Genomic DNA, 19,881 nt, shown 5'->3' with positions numbered 1-19,881 from the left:
CTTTCACCTGATTATGTATCGCTTATAGTCTTTAAAAAAATTGGAAACCTCTGGTTTTTTGCCCCAGAGATACGCCTGATCATTCCCCATCTGAGACATTAAGTTTAGTGCTTCACTCGAAGTGTTATCCATGTTAATGATTCGTGCCTGTTCTGGAGATAAAGGAGCGCCAGGAATACGCACATAATCAAATGGAGAATCACAATGCTGCGCTAGAGTTTCTACAAAGTAACCTGTAAGATATGCCTGTCCCTCAAAAAACGTAGCAATCAAATCTTTATTCCAGTCGATAACCGAACGATGATGTTTAGCAACGAATCGTCTACCAGGATTTGGCTCCAGAGAACCAATAGACATCACCATTAGCTTCTGAAATTTTTTACCACTACCGACGAAGTACCGAAGTGCTTCCACCACTCCAACTAGAGTTGGATTATTTGCATAAATTCCACCATCAATAAATTGTTTGCGATCATAAGTGTCAACAGTAACGATGGGAAGGTATGCAGGTGCTGCACTTGTTGCAAGAGCGATATCAACATATTTTGTTTTACCGTCTCTGCATAGATTACCTTCACTATGGTCGTACTTAAAAATGAAGGGTCTACCATCAGTTAAAGAAAACGCAGGGATGCACAGTAAACAGCGGGAGTCTGCAAGGGTTCGCTCTCCGAACATTTCTTCTAATGCTCTCCTTAATTCGCTGTTATCATATTTGCTTCGTAGGAAAATTTGTCGAAGCGAACTTAGAAGAACATTTCGCTGTGGAAAAATTTTGTTGCCTCGCCTATAGTACAAATTACTGATTAATCCAACAGGAATATTGAGAGACAGACCTAAAGCAATTAAACCTCCGGTTGAAGTGCCACAAATTAGATCAAAGTAATCAGCGATATGACACTTAAATCTATCCTCAAAATTCTCTAAGATTCTGGCTGAATACAAACCTTTAATTCCTCCCCCATCTATTGATAGAACTTTAAATGTTTGTGATTCAGAAGGATCGGAGGAAGAAAGATGAACCATGCTAACGTAATGGATTGTTTAAACCAGAGAGTTGCACCTATAGCGTAAATATCTTTGCTTAGAAGATATTGTATCCATAGAAATTTTAGCGACTGTCCTAATATGCGTGTAGTAGTTGAATAGTAGGGATAACCGTACACGTTTTATGGAAATGTAGAACTAGCAACTAGCCAAGTCATCTCATCAGATCGTCATGGCGACTTGACGTTGAGTGCCAGTCTAGCAGTTACCCTATCGTCCCAAAAGCTGAAACCCGATCGCCCTTCCCAGAAGCAATAGCGCCACCACGCTCCCCCCTTCCGAGCTTTTGTAGGATAATAGAGACGCAAACTTCAACCCATCATCCCCCGCATCCGACTGTGACAGAACCCAAAAGCTACAAAGATACCGTCAATCTCCCGCAAACCAAGTTTGATATGCGCGCCAACGCCGTCAAGCGCGAACCGGAATTGCAAGCTTTCTGGGGAGAACAGCGAATTTACGATCGCTTGTCACAGGAAAATCCCGGCGAAACCTTTATACTCCACGATGGCCCGCCCTACGCCAACGGTGCGCTTCACATGGGCCACGCCCTCAATAAAATTCTCAAAGATATCATCAATAAGTATAAAATCCTGCGCGGCTACAAAGTCCACTACGTCCCCGGTTGGGATTGCCACGGGTTGCCGATTGAACTCAAAGTCCTGCAAAATCTCAAATCAAAAGAACGCGAAACCCTCACCCCCTTAACCTTGCGCCACAAAGCGCGGGATTTTGCCCTCGCTGCAATGGAAGAACAACGCGCGGGGTTTAAGCGTTACGGGATTTGGGGCGATTGGGAACATCCTTACCTTACCCTGAAACCGGAGTACGAAGCGGCGCAAATCGGCGTATTTGGCGAGATGGCACTGAAGGGATATATCTATCGCGGACTCAAACCCGTGCATTGGAGTCCGAGTTCGCAAACGGCGCTAGCAGAAGCAGAATTAGAATATCCGGAAGGACATACTTCCCGCAGCGTTTATGCTGCCTTTAAGGTGACAGAAGCGGGAGAAAATGCCAAGGTTTTAGAGCAATTTTTACCCGATTTAGGTGTGGCGATTTGGACGACAACGCCTTGGACATTGCCGGGAAATTTAGCCGTAGCAGTGAATCCCGATTTAACTTATGCCGTGGTTGAATCGGGCGAAGTTCAAACCTTTAAATATCTCATCGTTGCTGAAGATTTAGTTGCTACTCTAGCGGAAAAATTCGGGACGAATTTAACGGTGAAAGCAACGTTAAAAGGTCAGGATTTAGAGCATACTTCTTACCAGCATCCCCTATACGATCGCGTCAGTCAAATTCTCGTCGGCGGCGATTACGTCACCACGGATTCCGGTACGGGCTTAGTGCATACCGCACCCGGACACGGGCAGGAAGATTACATCGTCGGACAGCGTTACGGTTTGCCGATTCTTTCCCCCGTTGACGATAAGGGAAATTTCACCGAAGAAGCGGGACAATTTGCCGGTTTAAACGTGCTAAAGGATGCCAACGAAGCGATTATTCAAGCCTTAACAGAGGAGCATTCTTTACTCCTTGAAGAAGCCTACGTTCATAAATATCCCTACGATTGGCGCACCAAAAAACCGACTATCTTCCGCGCGACGGAGCAATGGTTTGCCTCAGTAGAAGGATTCCGCGACGCAGCTTTAAAAGCGATTGAATCAGTACGCTGGATTCCCGCTCAAGGCGAAAATCGCATCGTTTCAATGGTAGCAGACCGCTCGGATTGGTGCATCTCTCGCCAGCGCAGTTGGGGCGTTCCGATTCCCGTTTTCTATGAGGAAGAAACGAACGAACCGCTGTTAAATGCCGAAACAATCGACCATGTAAGAAATATTATCGCCGAAAAAGGTTCCGATGCTTGGTGGGAACTCTCCGTTGAAGAGTTGCTGCCAGAAAGTTATCGCAACAATGGTAAGAAGTATCGCAAAGGAACCGACACGATGGATGTTTGGTTCGATTCCGGTTCTTCTTGGGCAGCAGTAGCGCAGGAACGGGAGGCGTTAGAATATCCCGTCGATATGTATTTAGAAGGTTCGGATCAGCATCGCGGCTGGTTCCAATCGAGTTTATTAACCAGCGTAGCAACGAATGGAATTGCACCTTATAAAACGGTGCTAACGCATGGGTTTATCCTTGACGAACAGGGACGGAAAATGAGTAAGTCTATGGGCAATGGGGTAGAACCGAATACGATTATTAATGGCGGCAAAAATCAGAAGGAAGAGCCAGCTTACGGGGCGGATGTGATGCGCCTGTGGGTATCTTCGGTGGATTATTCTTCCGATGTCCCGCTGGGGAAAAATATTCTCAAACAGTTGTCGGATGTTTATCGTAAGATTCGCAATACGGCGCGCTTTTTAATCGGAAATTTGCACGATTTCGATCCCGAACAAGATGCGGTAGCTTATGAGGAGTTGCCGGAGTTGGATCGGTATATGCTGCACCGAATGACGGAAATTTTCGCAGAAGTTACCGATGCGTTTGAAAGTTTCCAATTCTTCCGCTTTTTCCAAACGGTGCAAAATTTCTGCGTCGTCGATTTGTCGAATTTCTATCTCGATATTGCCAAAGATCGCTTGTATATTTCCGATGCGAATTCGCCGCGAAGACGGAGTTGTCAAACGGTATTAGCTGTAGCGCTAGAAAATTTAGCCCGCGCGATCGCGCCCGTCCTCTCCCATTTAGCCGAGGATATCTGGCAATATCTGCCCTACAAGACCCCTAGCGCGTCCGTCTTCGAGTCTGGATGGGTAAAAACGGAGAAAAACTGGGAAAATCCGGAATTAGCGGCTTCCTGGGCGTTTTTGCGCGAGTTACGCGATGCAACGAACAAGGTGATGGAAGCGGCGCGCAATGCTAAGGCGATCGGTTCGTCGCTGGATGCTAAGGTGTTGCTGTATGTGGCGGATGCCGGGATGCGCGCTAAGTTGCAACAAATGAACCCCAGCGACAGTTTGAGCGGTAATCGCGTCGATGAGTTGCGTTACCTCTTCCTCGCCTCGCAAGTCGAGTTAGTCGAAGGGATGGAAGCGGTGCAAGCAGCCGAATTTAAGAGCGAATCCGAGCAAATCGCCGTGGGAATTGTTAAAGCGGAGGGGCAAAAATGCGATCGCTGCTGGAACTATTCAACCCATGTCGGCGAAGCAAGCGACGATCCCACCATTTGCGATCGCTGCGTTGAGGCGTTAAAAGGAGCGTTTTAAAACTGTAGGGACGTTGCATGGAACATCTCTACTGTAGGGACGTTAAATTTAACGTCCCTACACAGAGAATCTCTTGAGCAGAGCATTTACAAAAAGGAGGCGGATTAAATTGATATATACGCCCGTAAAACCATTAACCCTTGCAGAATTCATTGCTCGATATGGCAACGATTCTCGTTACGAACTTGCCGATGGAGAAGCGATCGATCTCGAACCCACTGGCCCTCATGAAACGGTTGGCGGTAAACTTGCCATTCGCATTGGTATAGAAATTCTCAAAGTAGGACTTCCTTGGGTTATTCCTCGAACTTGTCTCATTCAACCTTTTGGTGATATTGCCACGGTTCGCCGCCCCGATTTAGTCATTCTCGACGAAACGCTCCTAGTTAACGAACCGCTGTGGCAGCGAGAACCCGTAATTAGCTTGGGGCGATCGGTTAAATTAGTCGTTGAAATTGTTAGTAGCAATTGGGAAACTGATTATGCTCGTAAGGTTGAAGAATATGCTCTTTTGGGAATCGCTGAATATTGGGTTGTTGATTTTCTGGGCTTAGGAGGAATTGCATTTATCGGCAAACCCAAGCAACCGACTTTTACAGTCTGCGTACTAGAAGGGGAAGAATATCGCCAGCAGCAATATCGATTGGGAGAAGCGATTTCTTCCTTATTGTTCCCAGAAATCGAACTGCGATTAGACGATATTTTACCCGTCGTTAGCCTCTGAAACCTTTACAGTAAGTCCGTTTCAACGTAAAAATCTTAAATTCAACCTTCCTCCTGCCCAAAATTGATTCCCACCATTAAAAATTCAGAGCCATTGTACCCGGAACTATTAACCTTACCCGAGCGACATTAAAAACCATCCGCCCCAATCGTTTGAGATTTCCTCGAAAATTGGAACGGGGCAGGTAGGGGTGCAACAGGATATAGCGCTACTGAAAACGTAAATGTACGTTTCTAAACGCTCAAAATCTTGGCTGGTGGGCGCTGCCCACCCTACCCGATGTCCTAACCGAGTTGCGTAGCGCTATATCTTCAAGGGGCGTGCTAGACGAGATTTCCTCGCGGGAGTCTTGATAACCCTGCGAACCAGCGCCCCGACTGCTAAAATTTAGTCCATCGCGATTGGCGATCGCCATAACCGATCCTCACGCTTCTGGCGAGATTGAGCTAAGCTAAGGCTTAACACTATTTAAAAACAACTTAAAACTTATGCGGGTTCTCCTGGTTTACCCTCAATTTCCGAAAACGTTTTGGTCTTTTGAGAAAATTTTAGAACTGGTCGATCGCAAAGTCCTGCTTCCGCCTCTGGGATTGATTACCGTAGCTGCGATTTTACCCCAAACTTGGGAATTTAAACTCGTAGACCAAAATATTCGCCCTGTCACTGAGGCGGAATGGGATTGGGCAGAAGTCGTCATTTTTTCGGCGATGATCGTACAAAAGAAAGATTTACTTGCCTCGATTGTCGAAGCCAAACGCCGTGGAAAGCGGGTTGCAGCAGGCGGCCCTTACCCCACCTCCATCCCCGAAGATTGCCTCAATGCGGGGGCAGATTACCTCATTCTCGATGAGGGAGAAATTACGCTGCCGATGTTTGTCGAAGCGATTCAAAACGGCGAAGAATGCGGTACTTTTCGTTCTGATGGGGATAAACCCGACGTTACCACAACCCCCGTCCCGCGCTTCGATTTGCTGGAGTTCGATGCTTACGATTCGATGTCAGTGCAATTCTCGCGCGGTTGTCCTTTTCAGTGCGAGTTCTGCGATATTATCGTTCTCTACGGTCGCAAACCGCGCACAAAAACCCCGGAACAGTTGCTTGCAGAACTCGATCGCCTCTACGAATTGGGCTGGCGGCGAGCGGTGTTTATGGTCGATGATAATTTTATCGGCAACAAACGCAACGTTAAGTTGTTGCTTTCCGAGCTAAAAACTTGGATGGCAGAGCATCAATATCCCTTCACGTTTAATACAGAAGCTTCTGTAGACTTAGCGCAAGATGAAGACCTGATGCAGTTGATGGTGGAATGTAACTTTAACGCCGTCTTTTTAGGCATTGAAACGCCCGATGCGGATAGCTTGCAGTTAACGAAAAAGTTTCAGAACTCGCGCAATTCCCTCGTCGATTCGGTGCTGGCAATTAACCGTGCCGGACTGCGAGTGATGGCCGGTTTTATTATCGGTTTTGACGGCGAAAAAACGGGAGCGGGCGATCGCATTATTGAATTTGTCGAACAAACCACCATTCCCACCGCCGTCTTTGGCGTATTGCAAGCCCTCCCCCACACCGCGCTTTGGCATCGCCTCGAAAAAGAAGGGCGACTGCTAGGCCATAATAGCGAGGGCGATCAAATGACGTTAATGAATTTTATCCCCACTCGCCCCGTTGAAGAAATCGCTCGCGAGTACATCCATGCGTTTTGTACGCTTTACGAACCCAAGCAATTTCTCGATCGCACCTATCGCCATTTTCTCAATCTCGCGCCCTCGCCCTGCGAAGCACCCGCCCAAATGCCGAGTTGGATCGATCTTAAAGCCCTCGCTACCGTGGTTTGGCGGCAAGGATTCAAACGAGACACGCGCTGGAAATTCTGGCAAAATCTCTGGGGAATTTTGCGCCACAATCCTAAAGTTTGGACGCATTATTTAACTGTTTGCGCCCATGCCGAACATTTTGTTGAATTCCGCCAATTAGTACGAGAACAAGTTGAGGCTCAACTCGCCGAGTTTTATTGGGAGGAAACGCGGCAAGAATTGAAAGAAAATCAAGTCGCTGCTGTTTGAAGTGTCGATTGAAGTAATGGTGCGTTACGCTTCGCTAACGCACCCTACTTTAAGGGCGCTCATGCTTTGTTTTTGATTAACATAACCGCGATCGTGCTTTGTACTAGGTCGTCCGGTAAATCTAAGGCCCTGCACAAACTGTTTAAAAGGTGTTCTTCTTCAGGGGTAACTTCGCCATCCACTAAAACTAAATCCGTCGCGATCGCGAAAGCTGTATCGTAGAGTTCGTGGGGAAGTGTCGCCATCGCCGCACCAAATAACGCTTGCGGCCCTTTTTGGTGCAAAATTTCAGAAAGGTTCTCAAACATTCGTCCCATGACCTCCCAGGGGTAGCTCTGGAAAAGTTTCATGCGCCCTAATGTCGTGTTGAGAAGGGCCATCTCGTCCTGGGATAAACGCCCGTCTGCCGCGATCGCGAGTAGCATAATCGCCCCAAATCCTTCAGCAGGCCCGAGGGTAATTTGCGAGTCTAAAGCTCCGGCTTGACGAAATTCATCAAATATGCTCATAGAGAGGATGGCTTAAATTAATCGAGAAAAATTTTTTTCATTATCGAGTTCGCAGGGAACGCTATCCTAATTCTACTCCTCGCGCCCTTCTTTCTTGGCTCTCGAATCGAGCATTCAAAAAACTGTTTTTCAGGAATTTGAAAATTATACGCTGTAGGTATCCGCAGGTGTATTCAATTGTTGATGACTGCAATGGATCGGCAAGAACTACTCAAACAGTATGTGGCTCGGAAGCGAAATTTTACTTGGGCAGACTTACAAGGGGCAGATTTGAGCGACCTAGAATTGCCAGAAATTAACTTATCGAGGGCAAATTTAAGCGATGCGATCGCGTTAGGCATCAATTTAAACAGTGCCAACTTAATTAAAGCAGATTTGAGCGGCGCAAATTTACAGGGCGCAAATTTAGCGGGCGCTCGATGCTATAAAGTTAACTTCAGCGGAGCAAATCTCGATCGCGCTAACTTTCTCGGTGCCGACTTAACCGGAGCCAACTTAGAGGCGGCGCTCTTACAAGATACCATCATGCCCGACGGAACCACTTACGAAGAATGGTTAGCCCGCCAACAGGAACCCGAACCCGAAACTGAAGCGCTCGCCGGTGTTGAAGAACCTCCCCTTCCTCCCCTTCTTGCTGCCGAAGAAATTTCTACCGTTCAACCCAAACCTCTGGCTCGATTGCCCAAAATACCCCTCTGTTCTCTCGGACTGGGATACATTTTATGGGGGGCATTATTGGCATTTGGGAATGGGAGCGCACCCCTTATCTTTATCGCTTGGGCGGGTTCCTTAATTTGGACGCTTGATGAATCTTTAATCTGGTTCGTACCGATAACAGCAGCCCTTACAGTTGTGGCTTCCTTCAATTTATCAGTATTAACCTTGCTCATAGCAGGAATCACGTTAGTCATTATGTTTGCAGGCATGATAGGCAGCGGCTTTGAACTTAAAAAAACGCTAATAGACTCTTGCTTTCTCAGCGCGCTCTCAGCAATCTTCACTGCTATGCTTCAATGGTGTTTGTTCGATAGTTATTTCATTTTAACTTTTATCTTGATTTTCGCGATCGCAGCGGCGGGTTTTGGTTCCTTAAGCGCCCTTCATCTGCGCGCAGAACGATTTAGTCCCCGACAAACTTGGCAAATTTTTGCTGGCATCACCGGCTTAGGATTAACAAGCGGCTGGCTAATCGGGAAACTTTTTTGAGAACAAAAAACATACCCACTCTTTAATATTTACCCAACTTTCCGTAAGAGCCTATATATTTAAGTTGTCGCGATTTTTGAGCTTTAATCCAGTTTATTTTAATTGTAATCGTTGGAGTTCTTTACAAGCAAGCTGGAGAGAATTTAAGGAAATCTCGTCGATCCCCTTTGGGCAGATTTCTGTCGCCAGCTTAGTCGCTGCTTGGTGTGCTGATTCAATCCTCGATTTTTTGGAGAGATTACTATCTTTATAATCGGTTGTCTCATCACAGTCTCCATTACCATTAATATAGGTAAACCAAGTTTCGATATTCCGGGCTGGCACAAAAATCGCTATCTTTTCCCCAGGTATCCGTAGCTCTTTATTCAGTTTCCCTTCTGACTCATCTAATGCCATATTCAGAGAGCGGAGTCGATGTTCGGGACTCGTATCGTCAGCGTCAATCATTACCACAATTGCTAAATCCTGATGCTTCTTACTTCGATAACTGTTGACGAGCTTGGGATAATCCCTCAAAATAGAGGCATTGTTATTTTCAACTTTATTTCTCTTAACATTGGGATAAGTAGAAATATCTCGTTTGCTCACTCCTCGACAAATTAAGTATTGCCGGATAAACCGTTCTTGGTCGATGTCTTCGCACAAAATTGTAATTTTCGGCATTTTCACTCGTCATAAATCCAGCGAAGTTCGATGAGCTTAGCTAAAGATAAGCCTTCTTTTGAATCTTCAGTCACTTTTTCTACACGAGCCGTACCCCCGTCCTGACGCTCAAACCAATAGCCGGAATCTAAGGCTAAATAATTAATTAAAGATGGATGATGAGAGATCGAAAAAAACTGAAGTTTTTGCTCTTGACTGCGCTCCATTAATTCGTTGAGCCAAGGTTGAATTTCTGGCAATGCGAGAAAGCTTTCTGGTTCGTCAATGCAAAGGGTACAATCCAGGTCTTCGGAAATACAATAGAGTAAAGTGTATAAAACAATTGTAACTTTTTGTCCTTCAGACAATTCATTCAACTTATACGATACTTTGCTCGGACTTTTGAAAAAAGCTGAGAGAACTTTAACATCTCCAGATTGAGAATTTTGGAAAGAATCAAAACCTTTGAATATTTTCTGGAGTTCTGCCGTTAATTGACTAATGCCATTAAAATTCTCTTGAACTAAATAACTGTACCAAGCCGCATAGTCCGACATATCCCAGCTTGGATGGCTAACTTCTTTACTACTATCGGCTTTCATTGCGAAAGGATTAATCTGGACAAGGAAAATATTTTGTATGCGTTTTTTAAACCAAATTAATCTTTGATTGTCTTTTCTTTCTCGAGCAAAATTTATTCCCGATCTCGACCAATCGAAAGCAGGTAAAAATAGTCCGTTGTGTTCGGGATTATCGTTGCCAATTCTCGCTTGTCCAACAATCGTATCTTGTTCCTTTTTTATGTAAAAATCAAACAAAACTTGTTCGTTAAATTTTAAGTTTTCGACTCGCATTCTCGCCGACTGACTGGAACGAGATTGATGCTCGACTTCAAGGGTATAAGTATAAATCCCACCATTTCCTTCAATCTCAAGCTCGAAGCGTTGGATTAATGAATCCTGCCATCGCGTCAAGCAATCTGACGTAAAAAGTTCGGAGACTTGGTAGTATTTCCAATCATTTTGAGGATCGCCCAAAATGAATTTCTGTAACTTCAGAATCACTTCAAAAACTGTCGTTTTTCCGGAGCCATTCTTTCCTAAGAATAAACTCATACTATCGACTCTTAGCTCAAAGTTAACTAAAGCTCGATAGTTGTTTATATAAATTCTTCTAAGCATGAAATTCCCTGAAAACTAATCATTGAAATAGCAAATCAGCCTTTAGGGAATTAACCCTCTAACATCTGCCAAATCGTTTGTAAGAGTGCATCGAGTCCGAGGCGAGTGACGGCGGAAATTTCAAAAATCGGGTGCGAGGTTAATTGGGTCAGTTCTTGCTTGACAATTTCGACTTGTTCTGGGTCAGCCGCATCTAACTTATTCAAGGCAATAATTTGCGGGCGTTCTTGCAGGCCGCGTCCGTAAGCAGCCAGTTCGCTTTGAATGGTACGATAATCGGCTATGGGGTCTTCGGCCGCCGCGTCGATTAAATGTAACAGCAGGCGCGTGCGTTCGATGTGGCGCAGAAAATCGTAGCCCAAACCAACCCCCTCGTGCGCGCCCTCAATCAATCCGGGAATGTCTGCAAAAACCGTACCATCGCCACTGGGTTTGCGGACGACTCCTAAGTTAGGAATCAGGGTGGTGAAGGGATAGTCAGCAATTTTGGGGCGGGCGGCGGAAAGGGCGGAAATTAAGGTAGATTTACCCGCGTTGGGCAGTCCGATAATCCCCACTTCAGCAAGCAGTTTCAATTCCAACAGTAAAAAGCGTTCTTCGCCCGGAAGTCCCGGTAGCGCGTATTCTGGGGCGCGGTTGCGGTTGCTCAAAAAATGCTTGTTCCCCAATCCGCCTTTACCCCCTTGGGCAACGCAGAGTTGCTGTCCCGGTTCGACTAAATCGCCGAGCAATTCTTCGGTTTCGGCATCGTAAACCATCGTACCGCAGGGAACCTGGACGACGCGATCGCGCCCCGTCGCCCCGGTACAATTATTCGGCCCGCCGCGCTGTCCGTCATCTGCCTTAAACCGACGTTCGTACTGAAAATCCAACAGCGTTTGCAAATTTTCTGCTGCTTCCAGCAGTACCGAACCGCCGCCGCCGCCATTTCCGCCCGCCGGTCCTCCCGCCGGGACATACTTCTCGCGTCGGAAGGCAACTAATCCATCGCCTCCTTTGCCAGCGACGACTTCAATTTTAGCGCGATCGATAAATTGCATAGTGTGAAAAGTGAAAAATTAAAAATTAAAAATTATTTGGCACTAACGTTCGAACGAATTGCAACAGACAGGCCGCAAATGACTCAGAAACGTTAACAATATTGAGAGACATCTTCGCCGCAATCGTCCGCAAGATAGCACAACGAACGGAAACGCAACCCGACCAACTGCTCGTAGAGTGGATTCAGCTTGCACATCGGCGGAATATGCACGATTTTGCGTCCAAATAACTTAATGTCTCGCTCGAAAGGACACTGGGGAGGAATCATTTTACACACAAATCGCGCCACGCGCGGATCTTTAATATCCATCCCATCTAGCCAATGGCGCACGGGTTCTAAAACATCACTATGAGGGTGGGAAGGACGAACCGGAGAAAGAGGAGATGCAGCCGCACTACAGACCCCAGTTTCGAGAACTTCTCCTTCGCAATGGTGTTTATCCGGGTCGTAAAGCGTTTGTTCTAAAACTTTAAGCGCCTGAATTTCTAACCCTAAAGCCTCCACAAATTCATTGATGACTTTCGCTTCTTCGATCGAATAAACGCCGTTCGCCAGCGCCATCATAACCGCAGTTCTCAAAAAGTTTTCCGCTGTATGTTTGTCGCGACCTAACGCTGCGGCTAACTCGTGCGGCGAGATAACCTCCAACTCGCCGAGATCCGTCGCTGGGGCAAGTTCGTCCTGAGTTAATTGGGTCATTAACTCCTGTTCTTCGGGGTCGAACTGTCCGTCAGCCCAAGCAATAGTAAGCAAACCGCGCAGCCAAGCTTGGATTTGCTCTGTCGTATAGTGAAAATGAGCAACACTTGCCATGATAATGTTTAGAATTCAATAACTAATTTGCTCTGTTATCGATCCTAACTTTTCTAGGTGGGCTTGACTTAGGGTTTACCTCACATTGGCAGGTCGGTTTGCATCACATATGGCGGGAGGTTTCCTCGGGAAGTTGATTTGAGACGGGAACGGGCAATTCCACAACTTGTTGCGTTTTCTCTTTTTTACGCCAAATCCACAAAAAGTTAGTCATCATACTCCAGCCGACGGAACAAGCAGTAGCCGGAATAGAAGCGAGTACGGGATCTAGCCCAAATTTGTAGGTGAGGATATTCGCCGACGACCACCAAATAACAAAGCTACTCGCATTCGCAACATGATATTGCCAGAAGCGTTCCACGGTGGGACGCGGATGGCCGAAAACCCAACGGTCGTTAACGAAAAAGCGTAACGCCGTCCCCAGTTCGGCTGCAATCAGGGTGGCCAGCCAACTTTCTAGTTTAAGGAGATGGACTAAAATCCCGAGCAGGGGGATATTGACTCCAGTGAAGAAGAGTCCGACAATCCACCAGCGAACCATTTTGGAGGAGGCGAAGGATTTGAGGGAGATTTTTTTGGCTTTCACGGCGTTAGGTTTCAGGAGATCTCGAATTTTAAGAATAGCTCGCGACGATCCTTTTTATCAAAATGTTAACCGAAGTGCGAAATCGAGCGATTTGCCCGTGTAGTTGTTTTCTGAACTCAATCGATACATTTTTCACGGGAAACGATTATGAATCTTAAAGCTCTGACCCTAGCTGCAATTCTCGGCGTTGCGACTCCTGCGATCGCGGATATCGCCACTAATACGCCAGTTTTAGCTCAAAACGCTTACCCCAGCGGCAGCTACCAAGATGGGACTTGGGCAGTAAGTTTTAGCTGGTCGGATGGTGATTCCTTTAATTATTCCGGACGCAATAAAAGAACCGGGGACTCGATTCAGTTGTACGGCGCGCAGGCATCTGGAAACGCTCAACGCCGCGTCTATACGTGGTACAACGGTCAAACTCGCTATCAAGTCGCTTGGCGACCGAGCGATCCGAATGTGGTTCGCGTTCAAGTGTTTGCTCCTAACGGGCGGGAAGTTCTCAACCGCTTGCTGAGACGGTAGTTTAGGAGAATCGGGAATGGGGAAGAGCGAGTCATTCTCCTCTCCCTGTCCCCTTATCTTCAATTTCCGAGCTACAGATCGAGGGGGATTACGTCGTGAAAGTGGCTGTAATCGATCGCGCGAATTCCGTCATCCCGAAACGAGACAACATCGACGAAGCGCCGATCCCACACAATATCGTCCGCTTGGTAAATTTTGCGGGCGTGCATCGTTTGTTTGACGGTTTCATCCAATCCTTGCAAGGTGACGACGATTTGAGCGCCCGAATTGCTTAACATTTCAGCCGTTTTACCGTACAGCGGACTGCGTTCGTTAATGGGGTGCATTACCATCCAACTGAGGATGAATAACGAGGTGTGCGATCGCACCAACTCTAAGTCATAAAGTCGCCGCAAACTATGACCTTCTGATGTCAGTTCCGGCAGCAGCACCCGGGCGTTAATCCCCGCTTCGACAATCGCATTATTGCGTTGATTGGCAGCGCGAAACATTAAGGTAGGAACGCCGTTGTAGGGACAAATAACGGCGATGTTGCTAAACAGAACTCTGGCGGTCGGTTGCGAGAAACGAGCGAACATTAACCCCGTCGCCATTGCTACGCCCAGCAAACCAATGAAGGCCTCGACGAACACGAGAGTATGGGTATAGGTCGATTGGGGCGACATAGCGCCGTAACCAATGGTTGCGAGGGTTTGGACGCTGAAGAAAAAAGCATCTTGAAAGGAACCGGGACGGGCGTTAGCGATCCCCTTGGAGTCGAGCAAGTAGGCGCACGCAAAGAGAATATTCAGCGCCAGATAGCTCGAGGCGATCGCGCCGAGGAGTGCAGGGAGTGGGAGGATAAAGGAGAGATGATACAAGTCTCCCCAATGGAAGCGATCGCTGTCGAGGCGAAAGATTTTATCTTCTTTATTGTCTAAACGGCGTTGATTTTGTCGCTTCATATAAGATCGTAGGTGCGATTAATTTTTAGAGCGAATAGAATGAATGCTGTAGGTGAGTCACAAGTTAACCATGAGTACCACAACGACGAAGGTTAAAGTTTTGGGAAAAATGCTGGTCGTAGTAGCGCTGGGTGCAGGAGTCATGGCGGTAACAATTGCACCGAGTTTGGCTTGCGGCGGTCGCTATTTTAAGTCCAAAGCTGGACGGCAACCGTTACCGGGATGGGTGGGCGCGATCGCACTCACCTCGATTTTAGGGGCAGTTGCGGGCAATGAAGCGCTGAAACGCGCCTCAACAACCGACGAGCCAATAGGTTAACATTTTGCCTTTACCCCGCACTTGGACTTCGCCGCGTTTCTCGAAGTAAAATCGCTCTTTTAAGCGTTCGTAAACGCTGGCGGAAACCTGGATTTTACCCGCCATACCCGTCGATTCCATACGCGAGGCCGTATTAACGGCATCGCCCCAGAGATCGTAAAGAATTTTACTTTGTCCCATGACCCCGGCGATCGCGGAACCGAGATTAATGCCGATGCGTAACTGAAAATTCTGACCCGTTTCTTGATTGTACTGGGCAATCGTCGCCTGCATGGCTAGGGCCATGTGTGCGATCGCGTTGGCGTGGCTGGGATGGGGGCTGGGCAGTCCGCCGACCACCATATAATTATCGCCGATCGTCTTAATTTTTTCTAAGCCCAATCGCTCGGCTAAAGTGTCGAATTCATAAAAGATCTCGCTTAAGATTTCAACCAATTCCACGGGCGTTTTCCGGGCCGCAAATTCGGTAAAACCGACAATATCGGCAAACAAAATACTGACCTCTTCAAAATAGTCAGCGATCGGGCTTTCGCCATTTTTCAAGCGCTGGGCGATCGAATGGGGAAGAATATTAAGCAGCAAGCGCTCGGTTTGGGCTTTCTGGTCTTGCAAGGCTTCCTCAATCCGCTTGCGCTCGGTAATATCAGCAACCGTTCCCTCATAGTAAAGAACGTTACCCGAACCATCGCGCACCGCCCGCCCCGTCTCCGCAATCCAAATCTTCCTTCCATCCCGCCGATAAACCAACGCCTCAAATCCCGATACGCCTTCTCGTTTGTTCGTCGCAGCGACAAATTGACGGTAAGCTTGGGGATCGACATAAATCTGCTCGGCAATATCGGTAATGCTTTCCATTAATTCTTCGGCCGAGTCATAGCCATAAATGCGCGCTAGAGCGGGATTGACGCTAATAAAGCGGCGATCGACGCTCGATTGAAAAATCCCATCGATCGCGTTCTCGAAGATATTTTGATACTTCTGTTCGGCAAGGCGCTGTGCTGCTTCAGCGCGCTTGCGTTCGACCAAAAAACCCAGTTGTCGGGCGATCGAAGCGATCGCTTCAAGGAGATTGTCCTTGCGAGTGCGGGGTTTGTGGTGATAGAAAATCAAAATGGCGACGACTTCCTGCTTGCTGAGAATCGGCACGCCCAAAACGGCTTCGATTTGCAAATCAATCTGCTTGAATTCGGGATAAAGCGAGAGATCTTCGAGCCATTGCAGTTGACCGGAATCGCGAACCTGCCCGAAAAAACTATCGGCAGAAAAAAACTGGGGTTCCGACAACCGCGCGATCGGACAGCTAGAAGGGTTACAGCAAGCATTAGAGATGCGCTCGAAGGTTTTACCATTTGCACTCGGTTTCCAAGCTTCGGCGAGATCGCATTCGAGGATTTCGCAAATCGGGCTGAGTAAAGTCGCGATCGCACTCGATACATTCTCCGCTACTTCGATCGCTTGCGTCGCCATCAGCATTAAAGAACTTTCCATCTCCGCTTGTTGGCGCTCCTGAATTTCCAGTTGCAGGCGCGCCTTTTGCTCCTGCAAGCGCAAGTGCGTCTCGACTCGCGCTAGCACTTCCACCATCTCAAACGGTTTGGCAACATAGTCCACGCCCCCCACTTCAAAGGCTTTGACTTTATCTAAGGGCGAATCTAAGGCACTAATGAATATAATCGGAATTTCGGAGGTGCGATCGTCCGCCTTCAACTGCTCGCAGACTTCATAACCGTCCATCTCCGGCATACAAATATCGAGTAAAATCAAATCCGGCTGCGAAAACGGGATCGATCGCAAGGCGAAGACGGGACTGCGAGTCAACCGCACGTCATAACCGCGTCCCGACAGCGATTGAGCCAGCAAACTCAAATTTGCTGGCATATCGTCTACCACCAAGATTTTTTTCGTCGGGGTCGCGGGAGGATTGGAATTCATGGGCGACCAGGCGTTGAGAAATATTAAAAAGCTTTTCTAGAGTCGGAGGGAGGGACAGCGGCAGAGCCTTAACTTAGAAAAGCAAGTTCTCGATCCACTTCCCGAACTACTCTTCATTCCGCTCTCGAAGATGCACCTCGAATTCTCTTGCACTCTCGCCTTCAGCAGGTGCTGAATTTTTTAACATTCTCGAGGGAGACGTTGCGTCGGCGAAAACACTCGAATTGTACTCTAAAAATCCAAAAATTTTGTGAAAATACGATCGCAAATTCTCGCTCGCAGGTCATCCCGTCCCTCAAATCCCTACGACACTCGCGAAGAAATCATGAAAATTCCTTCCCCTCCAATATCCGTGCTGTATCCTATTTCAGAATTGTCCGACTCAGCGGAGACCGTACAGTCATGGGAGAACACAAAAGAATTGGGATTTTAACCAGTGGAGGAGATTGCGCCGGACTCAATGCAGTCATTCGGGCGGTTGCGTCCCGTGCAACGTTAACGTATGGATGGGAAGTGATCGGGATATTAGGCGCGACAGCGGGCTTGATGAGTCGTCCCCCTCAATATCGCGACTTTACGCTGCCTCATACCGAACCGCTTCTCATTATGGGCGGCACGATCTTAGGGACGACAAATAAAGGGAATCCCTTTGCCTTCCCAATGCCGGACGGCTCGCTCAAAGATCGCTCTGAAGAAATCATCGAGGGATACCACCTTCTTAACTTGGATGCGTTAATCGGGATCGGTGGCGATGGCAGTTTAGCCATTCTCCGCAAACTCGCCCAACAAGGGGGAATGAATCTAGTCGGTATCCCCAAAACCATTGATAACGACGTGGGGAGTACCGAGCGATCGATTGGATTCGATACTGCTTTTAGCATTGCCACCGAAGCGCTCGATCGCCTCCACTTTACCGCCGCTAGTCACAGTCGCGTTATGATCCTCGAGGTCATGGGACGCGATGCGGGTCATATCGCCCTCAATGCTGGCATCGCAGGCGGCGCGCATATCATTCTGCTCCCAGAAATTCCCTACGACCTCGAAAAAGTGTGCGAAAAGATTCACGAACGCAAAAATCTGGGGCGAAACTACACCCTAGTCGTCGTTTCTGAAGCAGTTTGTACCGAAACTGGAGAAACGGTGACTCAAGGTTGGCAGGGAGAACAGCGGCGTTTGGGCGGGATCGGTCAATATATCGCCAATCGAATCACCGAGAAAACGGGAGCGGAAACCCGCGTTACGGTTTTGGGACACACGCAGCGGGGCGGTATTCCTTCCCCCGAAGATCGCTTGCTGGCTTCTTCTTTTGGCGTGGCGGCGGTTGATTTAATCGCGGCGGGGCAGTACGATCGCATGGTCGCTTGGAAAAATCGAGAAGTCGTCAGCGTACCGATTGCCGATGCGATTAAGGACTACCGCGCTGTAGACCTTAACGATACTCTCGTGAAAACGGCGCGGGGTTTGGGAATCTGTTTGGGAGACTAAAACCTCGGTTTATTCGTTATCTGTCTGTTATCTGTCTGTAAGGGTGGGTTTACCTAAAATTAGTAAAATTCGCGCGATCGAATTGATGAGAAAACCTGCCCTCAGTCATTAGCGAGCAGTCAACAGTCAAAGAGCATACTGTTTTTTGTAGAGTTTTTATTGAGGCTTTCTCTTCGCTGAGCGTTGAATTTTATTAACACAGCATACAGCGCTCACCGACTCAACAGAAATCATGCCTCTAATAAGAGCCGTTAGCTCGATGTTTTCCTTATTTCGAGGAAGCGAATGGTGGGTTTATAAAACCCCCCCACTCCTCACCATCGCCTACCTCGAAATAATCACACAGTATTTGCCTTTTGAGCAATCGCTAGAAACTCTATTTGCTATCTTAGTCTCAATATTTTCAATCGGCGCTTACGGTTATCTTATTAATGATATTTGCGACATTGAAGTCGATCGTAAAGCAGGCAAGCTGAATCGAATGGCTTCGCTCTCAAAAAAGCAACGACTGTTCTTAGTTTTAAGTTGTGCCTTAACCGGACTTATTCCCTGGTTAATTATCGGTTTAACTTTACCTTTGACAATTGCTTTGTTTGCTCTTTATCTACTATTAATCATTTATCCTGCTCCACCGCTACGACTAAAAGAACGGTATCTCTGGGGCGTATTTGCGGATGCTGCTACTGCACACACTATCCCAACCTTCTTCATTGCCACCGCCTTTTATAACTTAAACGAAACTTCGCGATCGGGAGGCAGTTCCCTTGGACTTATAGCTACAGTTTGGGCATCGGTAGTCGGCATTCGAGGCATTCTCGTTCATCAACTTTGGGATCGTAATAATGATTTAAAGTCAGGAGTCAAAACCTTTGCGACTAAGTTTAAAGTAGCGTCGATTCGATTTTGGATTAATTACGCGCTGTTTCCCCTAGAAACTTTTTTGGTTGTCGTCATTATTTTTTTTACTTTTCAATTTTCAATTCATCTCTTTATTGTCATCGCAGTTTACTGCGGTGTAACGCTGGTGAGAATTGATGCTAACAAACTAGACCCCTCGCCGCCCAAAAAATCGGAAGTTGCCTTATACGACTTTTATGAAGTTTGGTTGCCTTTGAGTTTGTTAACCCTTCTGTCTTGGCAAAGACCCGAGTTTTTAATCGTTCAAGCTTTGCACATGATTCTCTTTTACTCGGTTATCAAAAACAGGTTAGGAAACGCGCTCCGATTGTTTCTACTTTGAAATGTTCGGTAGGGTGGGCAGCGCCCACCAGTCAAGACTTTGTGCTTTTAGTGCCACTCATTATCGGGCAAGTATCGCTCTATGTAAAAAGGTAAGCTATACTTCTGACGCTTAAACGAAATTTGAACAAGTTCTGACAGTTGACAGGGAACATTAATCGGTTGACAGTTATCAGTGGACTAGCCCCTATTTATCGATGACGGTTCGCTAATCTGACCCTAGACTCCATGTGGAACGCCAAATCCAACCCACTCGAAATTGAGGGAGAACTTACTCCATCTCTATCGAGATAGAATAAGTTCTAGTGATGTATAGCAATTTTCACGTGAGTGAGGTACAGTCAAAGAGAAGGTTAGAAATGCCATTATGAAAGCCTATTCGACGGAGTTTCGTCAAAAAATCCTGGAGACT

At 47.1% G+C, this 19,881-nt stretch carries 17 protein-coding genes; 8 read left to right on the top strand and 9 right to left on the bottom strand.

Going from position 1 to position 19,881, the window contains the following annotated elements; genetic code table 11:
• Positions 1-3: 3 nt before the first annotated feature.
• Positions 4-1,026: a CBASS cGAMP-activated phospholipase gene (locus H6G50_RS20255; RefSeq protein ID WP_190720467.1), complete on the bottom strand. Its 1,023-nt coding sequence runs from the start codon at positions 1,024-1,026 to the stop codon at positions 4-6.
• Between the two features lie 359 nt (positions 1,027-1,385).
• On the opposite strand from H6G50_RS20255, the gene ileS reads away from it, so the two are divergent.
• From ileS to H6G50_RS20240, 3 genes are all read left to right on the top strand, one after another.
• Entirely contained in the window at positions 1,386-4,259 is a 2,874-nt protein-coding gene (ileS, locus tag H6G50_RS20250; RefSeq protein ID WP_190720464.1) for an isoleucine--tRNA ligase, read from the top strand.
• 109 nt (positions 4,260-4,368) lie between these two features.
• Positions 4,369-4,983, top strand: coding sequence for a Uma2 family endonuclease (locus H6G50_RS20245; protein WP_190720463.1), 615 nt, complete (start codon positions 4,369-4,371; stop codon positions 4,981-4,983).
• 488 nt (positions 4,984-5,471) lie between these two features.
• Positions 5,472-7,046 (top strand): B12-binding domain-containing radical SAM protein, encoded by a 1,575-nt coding sequence (locus H6G50_RS20240; RefSeq protein ID WP_190720460.1) that lies wholly within the window; start codon positions 5,472-5,474, stop codon positions 7,044-7,046.
• 59 nt (positions 7,047-7,105) lie between these two features.
• On the opposite strand, the gene H6G50_RS20235 is transcribed toward H6G50_RS20240, so the two are convergent.
• Positions 7,106-7,555 carry a tellurite resistance TerB family protein gene (locus tag H6G50_RS20235; RefSeq protein ID WP_190720457.1) on the bottom strand — a complete coding sequence of 150 codons (450 nt, stop codon included), beginning with the start codon at positions 7,553-7,555 and terminating at the stop codon, positions 7,106-7,108.
• Positions 7,556-7,738: 183 nt separating this feature from the next.
• On the opposite strand from H6G50_RS20235, the gene H6G50_RS20230 reads away from it, so the two are divergent.
• Positions 7,739-8,761: a pentapeptide repeat-containing protein gene (locus H6G50_RS20230; RefSeq protein WP_199303284.1), complete on the top strand. Its 1,023-nt coding sequence runs from the start codon at positions 7,739-7,741 to the stop codon at positions 8,759-8,761.
• Between the two features lie 93 nt (positions 8,762-8,854).
• Here the strand turns inward: H6G50_RS20230 and H6G50_RS20225 are convergent, their stop codons facing one another.
• The 5 genes from H6G50_RS20225 to H6G50_RS20205 all read right to left on the bottom strand — a co-directional run bounded on the left by H6G50_RS20225 (position 8,855) and on the right by H6G50_RS20205 (position 13,025).
• Positions 8,855-9,424 (bottom strand): hypothetical protein, encoded by a 570-nt coding sequence (locus tag H6G50_RS20225; RefSeq protein WP_190720454.1) that lies wholly within the window; start codon positions 9,422-9,424, stop codon positions 8,855-8,857.
• A 2-nt stretch (positions 9,425-9,426) separates the two neighbouring features.
• Positions 9,427-10,584, bottom strand: a complete 1,158-nt coding sequence (locus tag H6G50_RS20220; protein ID WP_242032917.1) for an AAA family ATPase — start codon at positions 10,582-10,584, stop codon at positions 9,427-9,429.
• A gap of 50 nt (positions 10,585-10,634) precedes the next feature.
• On the bottom strand, positions 10,635-11,624 hold the full coding sequence (gene obgE / locus H6G50_RS20215) for a GTPase ObgE (RefSeq protein WP_190720447.1): 990 nt from the start codon (positions 11,622-11,624) through the stop codon (positions 10,635-10,637).
• Between the two features lie 92 nt (positions 11,625-11,716).
• Complete coding sequence (locus tag H6G50_RS20210) at positions 11,717-12,439, bottom strand: Mo-dependent nitrogenase C-terminal domain-containing protein (RefSeq protein WP_190720444.1); 723 nt, start codon at positions 12,437-12,439, stop codon at positions 11,717-11,719.
• 103 nt (positions 12,440-12,542) lie between these two features.
• Positions 12,543-13,025: a GtrA family protein gene (locus H6G50_RS20205; protein WP_347239974.1), complete on the bottom strand. Its 483-nt coding sequence runs from the start codon at positions 13,023-13,025 to the stop codon at positions 12,543-12,545.
• 147 nt (positions 13,026-13,172) lie between these two features.
• On the opposite strand from H6G50_RS20205, the gene H6G50_RS20200 reads away from it, so the two are divergent.
• Complete coding sequence (locus tag H6G50_RS20200; RefSeq protein WP_190720441.1) at positions 13,173-13,550, top strand: hypothetical protein; 378 nt, start codon at positions 13,173-13,175, stop codon at positions 13,548-13,550.
• A 71-nt stretch (positions 13,551-13,621) separates the two neighbouring features.
• On the opposite strand, the gene H6G50_RS20195 is transcribed toward H6G50_RS20200, so the two are convergent.
• Positions 13,622-14,494, bottom strand: a complete 873-nt coding sequence (locus H6G50_RS20195) for an ion channel (protein ID WP_190720438.1) — start codon at positions 14,492-14,494, stop codon at positions 13,622-13,624.
• 70 nt (positions 14,495-14,564) lie between these two features.
• Between H6G50_RS20195 and H6G50_RS20190 the strand changes: the two genes are divergently transcribed.
• On the top strand, positions 14,565-14,813 hold the full coding sequence (locus H6G50_RS20190; protein WP_190720435.1) for a hypothetical protein: 249 nt from the start codon (positions 14,565-14,567) through the stop codon (positions 14,811-14,813).
• Here the strand turns inward: H6G50_RS20190 and H6G50_RS20185 are convergent.
• Entirely contained in the window at positions 14,787-16,745 is a 1,959-nt protein-coding gene (locus tag H6G50_RS20185) for an adenylate/guanylate cyclase domain-containing protein (protein WP_190720432.1), read from the bottom strand. The genes H6G50_RS20190 and H6G50_RS20185 overlap by 27 nt on opposite strands.
• Before the next feature lie 402 nt (positions 16,746-17,147).
• Here H6G50_RS20185 and H6G50_RS20180 point away from each other — a divergent pair, with 402 nt between their 5' ends.
• Both H6G50_RS20180 and H6G50_RS20175 read left to right on the top strand, forming a co-directional pair.
• On the top strand, positions 17,148-18,230 hold the full coding sequence (locus tag H6G50_RS20180; protein ID WP_190720429.1) for an ATP-dependent 6-phosphofructokinase: 1,083 nt from the start codon (positions 17,148-17,150) through the stop codon (positions 18,228-18,230).
• 232 nt (positions 18,231-18,462) lie between these two features.
• Positions 18,463-19,470: a UbiA family prenyltransferase gene (locus H6G50_RS20175; RefSeq protein ID WP_190720427.1), complete on the top strand. Its 1,008-nt coding sequence runs from the start codon at positions 18,463-18,465 to the stop codon at positions 19,468-19,470.
• The last annotated feature ends 411 nt before the right edge of the window (positions 19,471-19,881 follow it).

Source organism: Oscillatoria sp. FACHB-1406 (genome assembly GCF_014698145.1).
Lineage (GTDB): Bacteria > Cyanobacteriota > Cyanobacteriia > Cyanobacteriales > Spirulinaceae > FACHB-1406.
The sequence above is the reverse complement of the archived record's forward strand: the minus strand, read 5'-3'. Positions and strand labels throughout refer to the sequence as shown.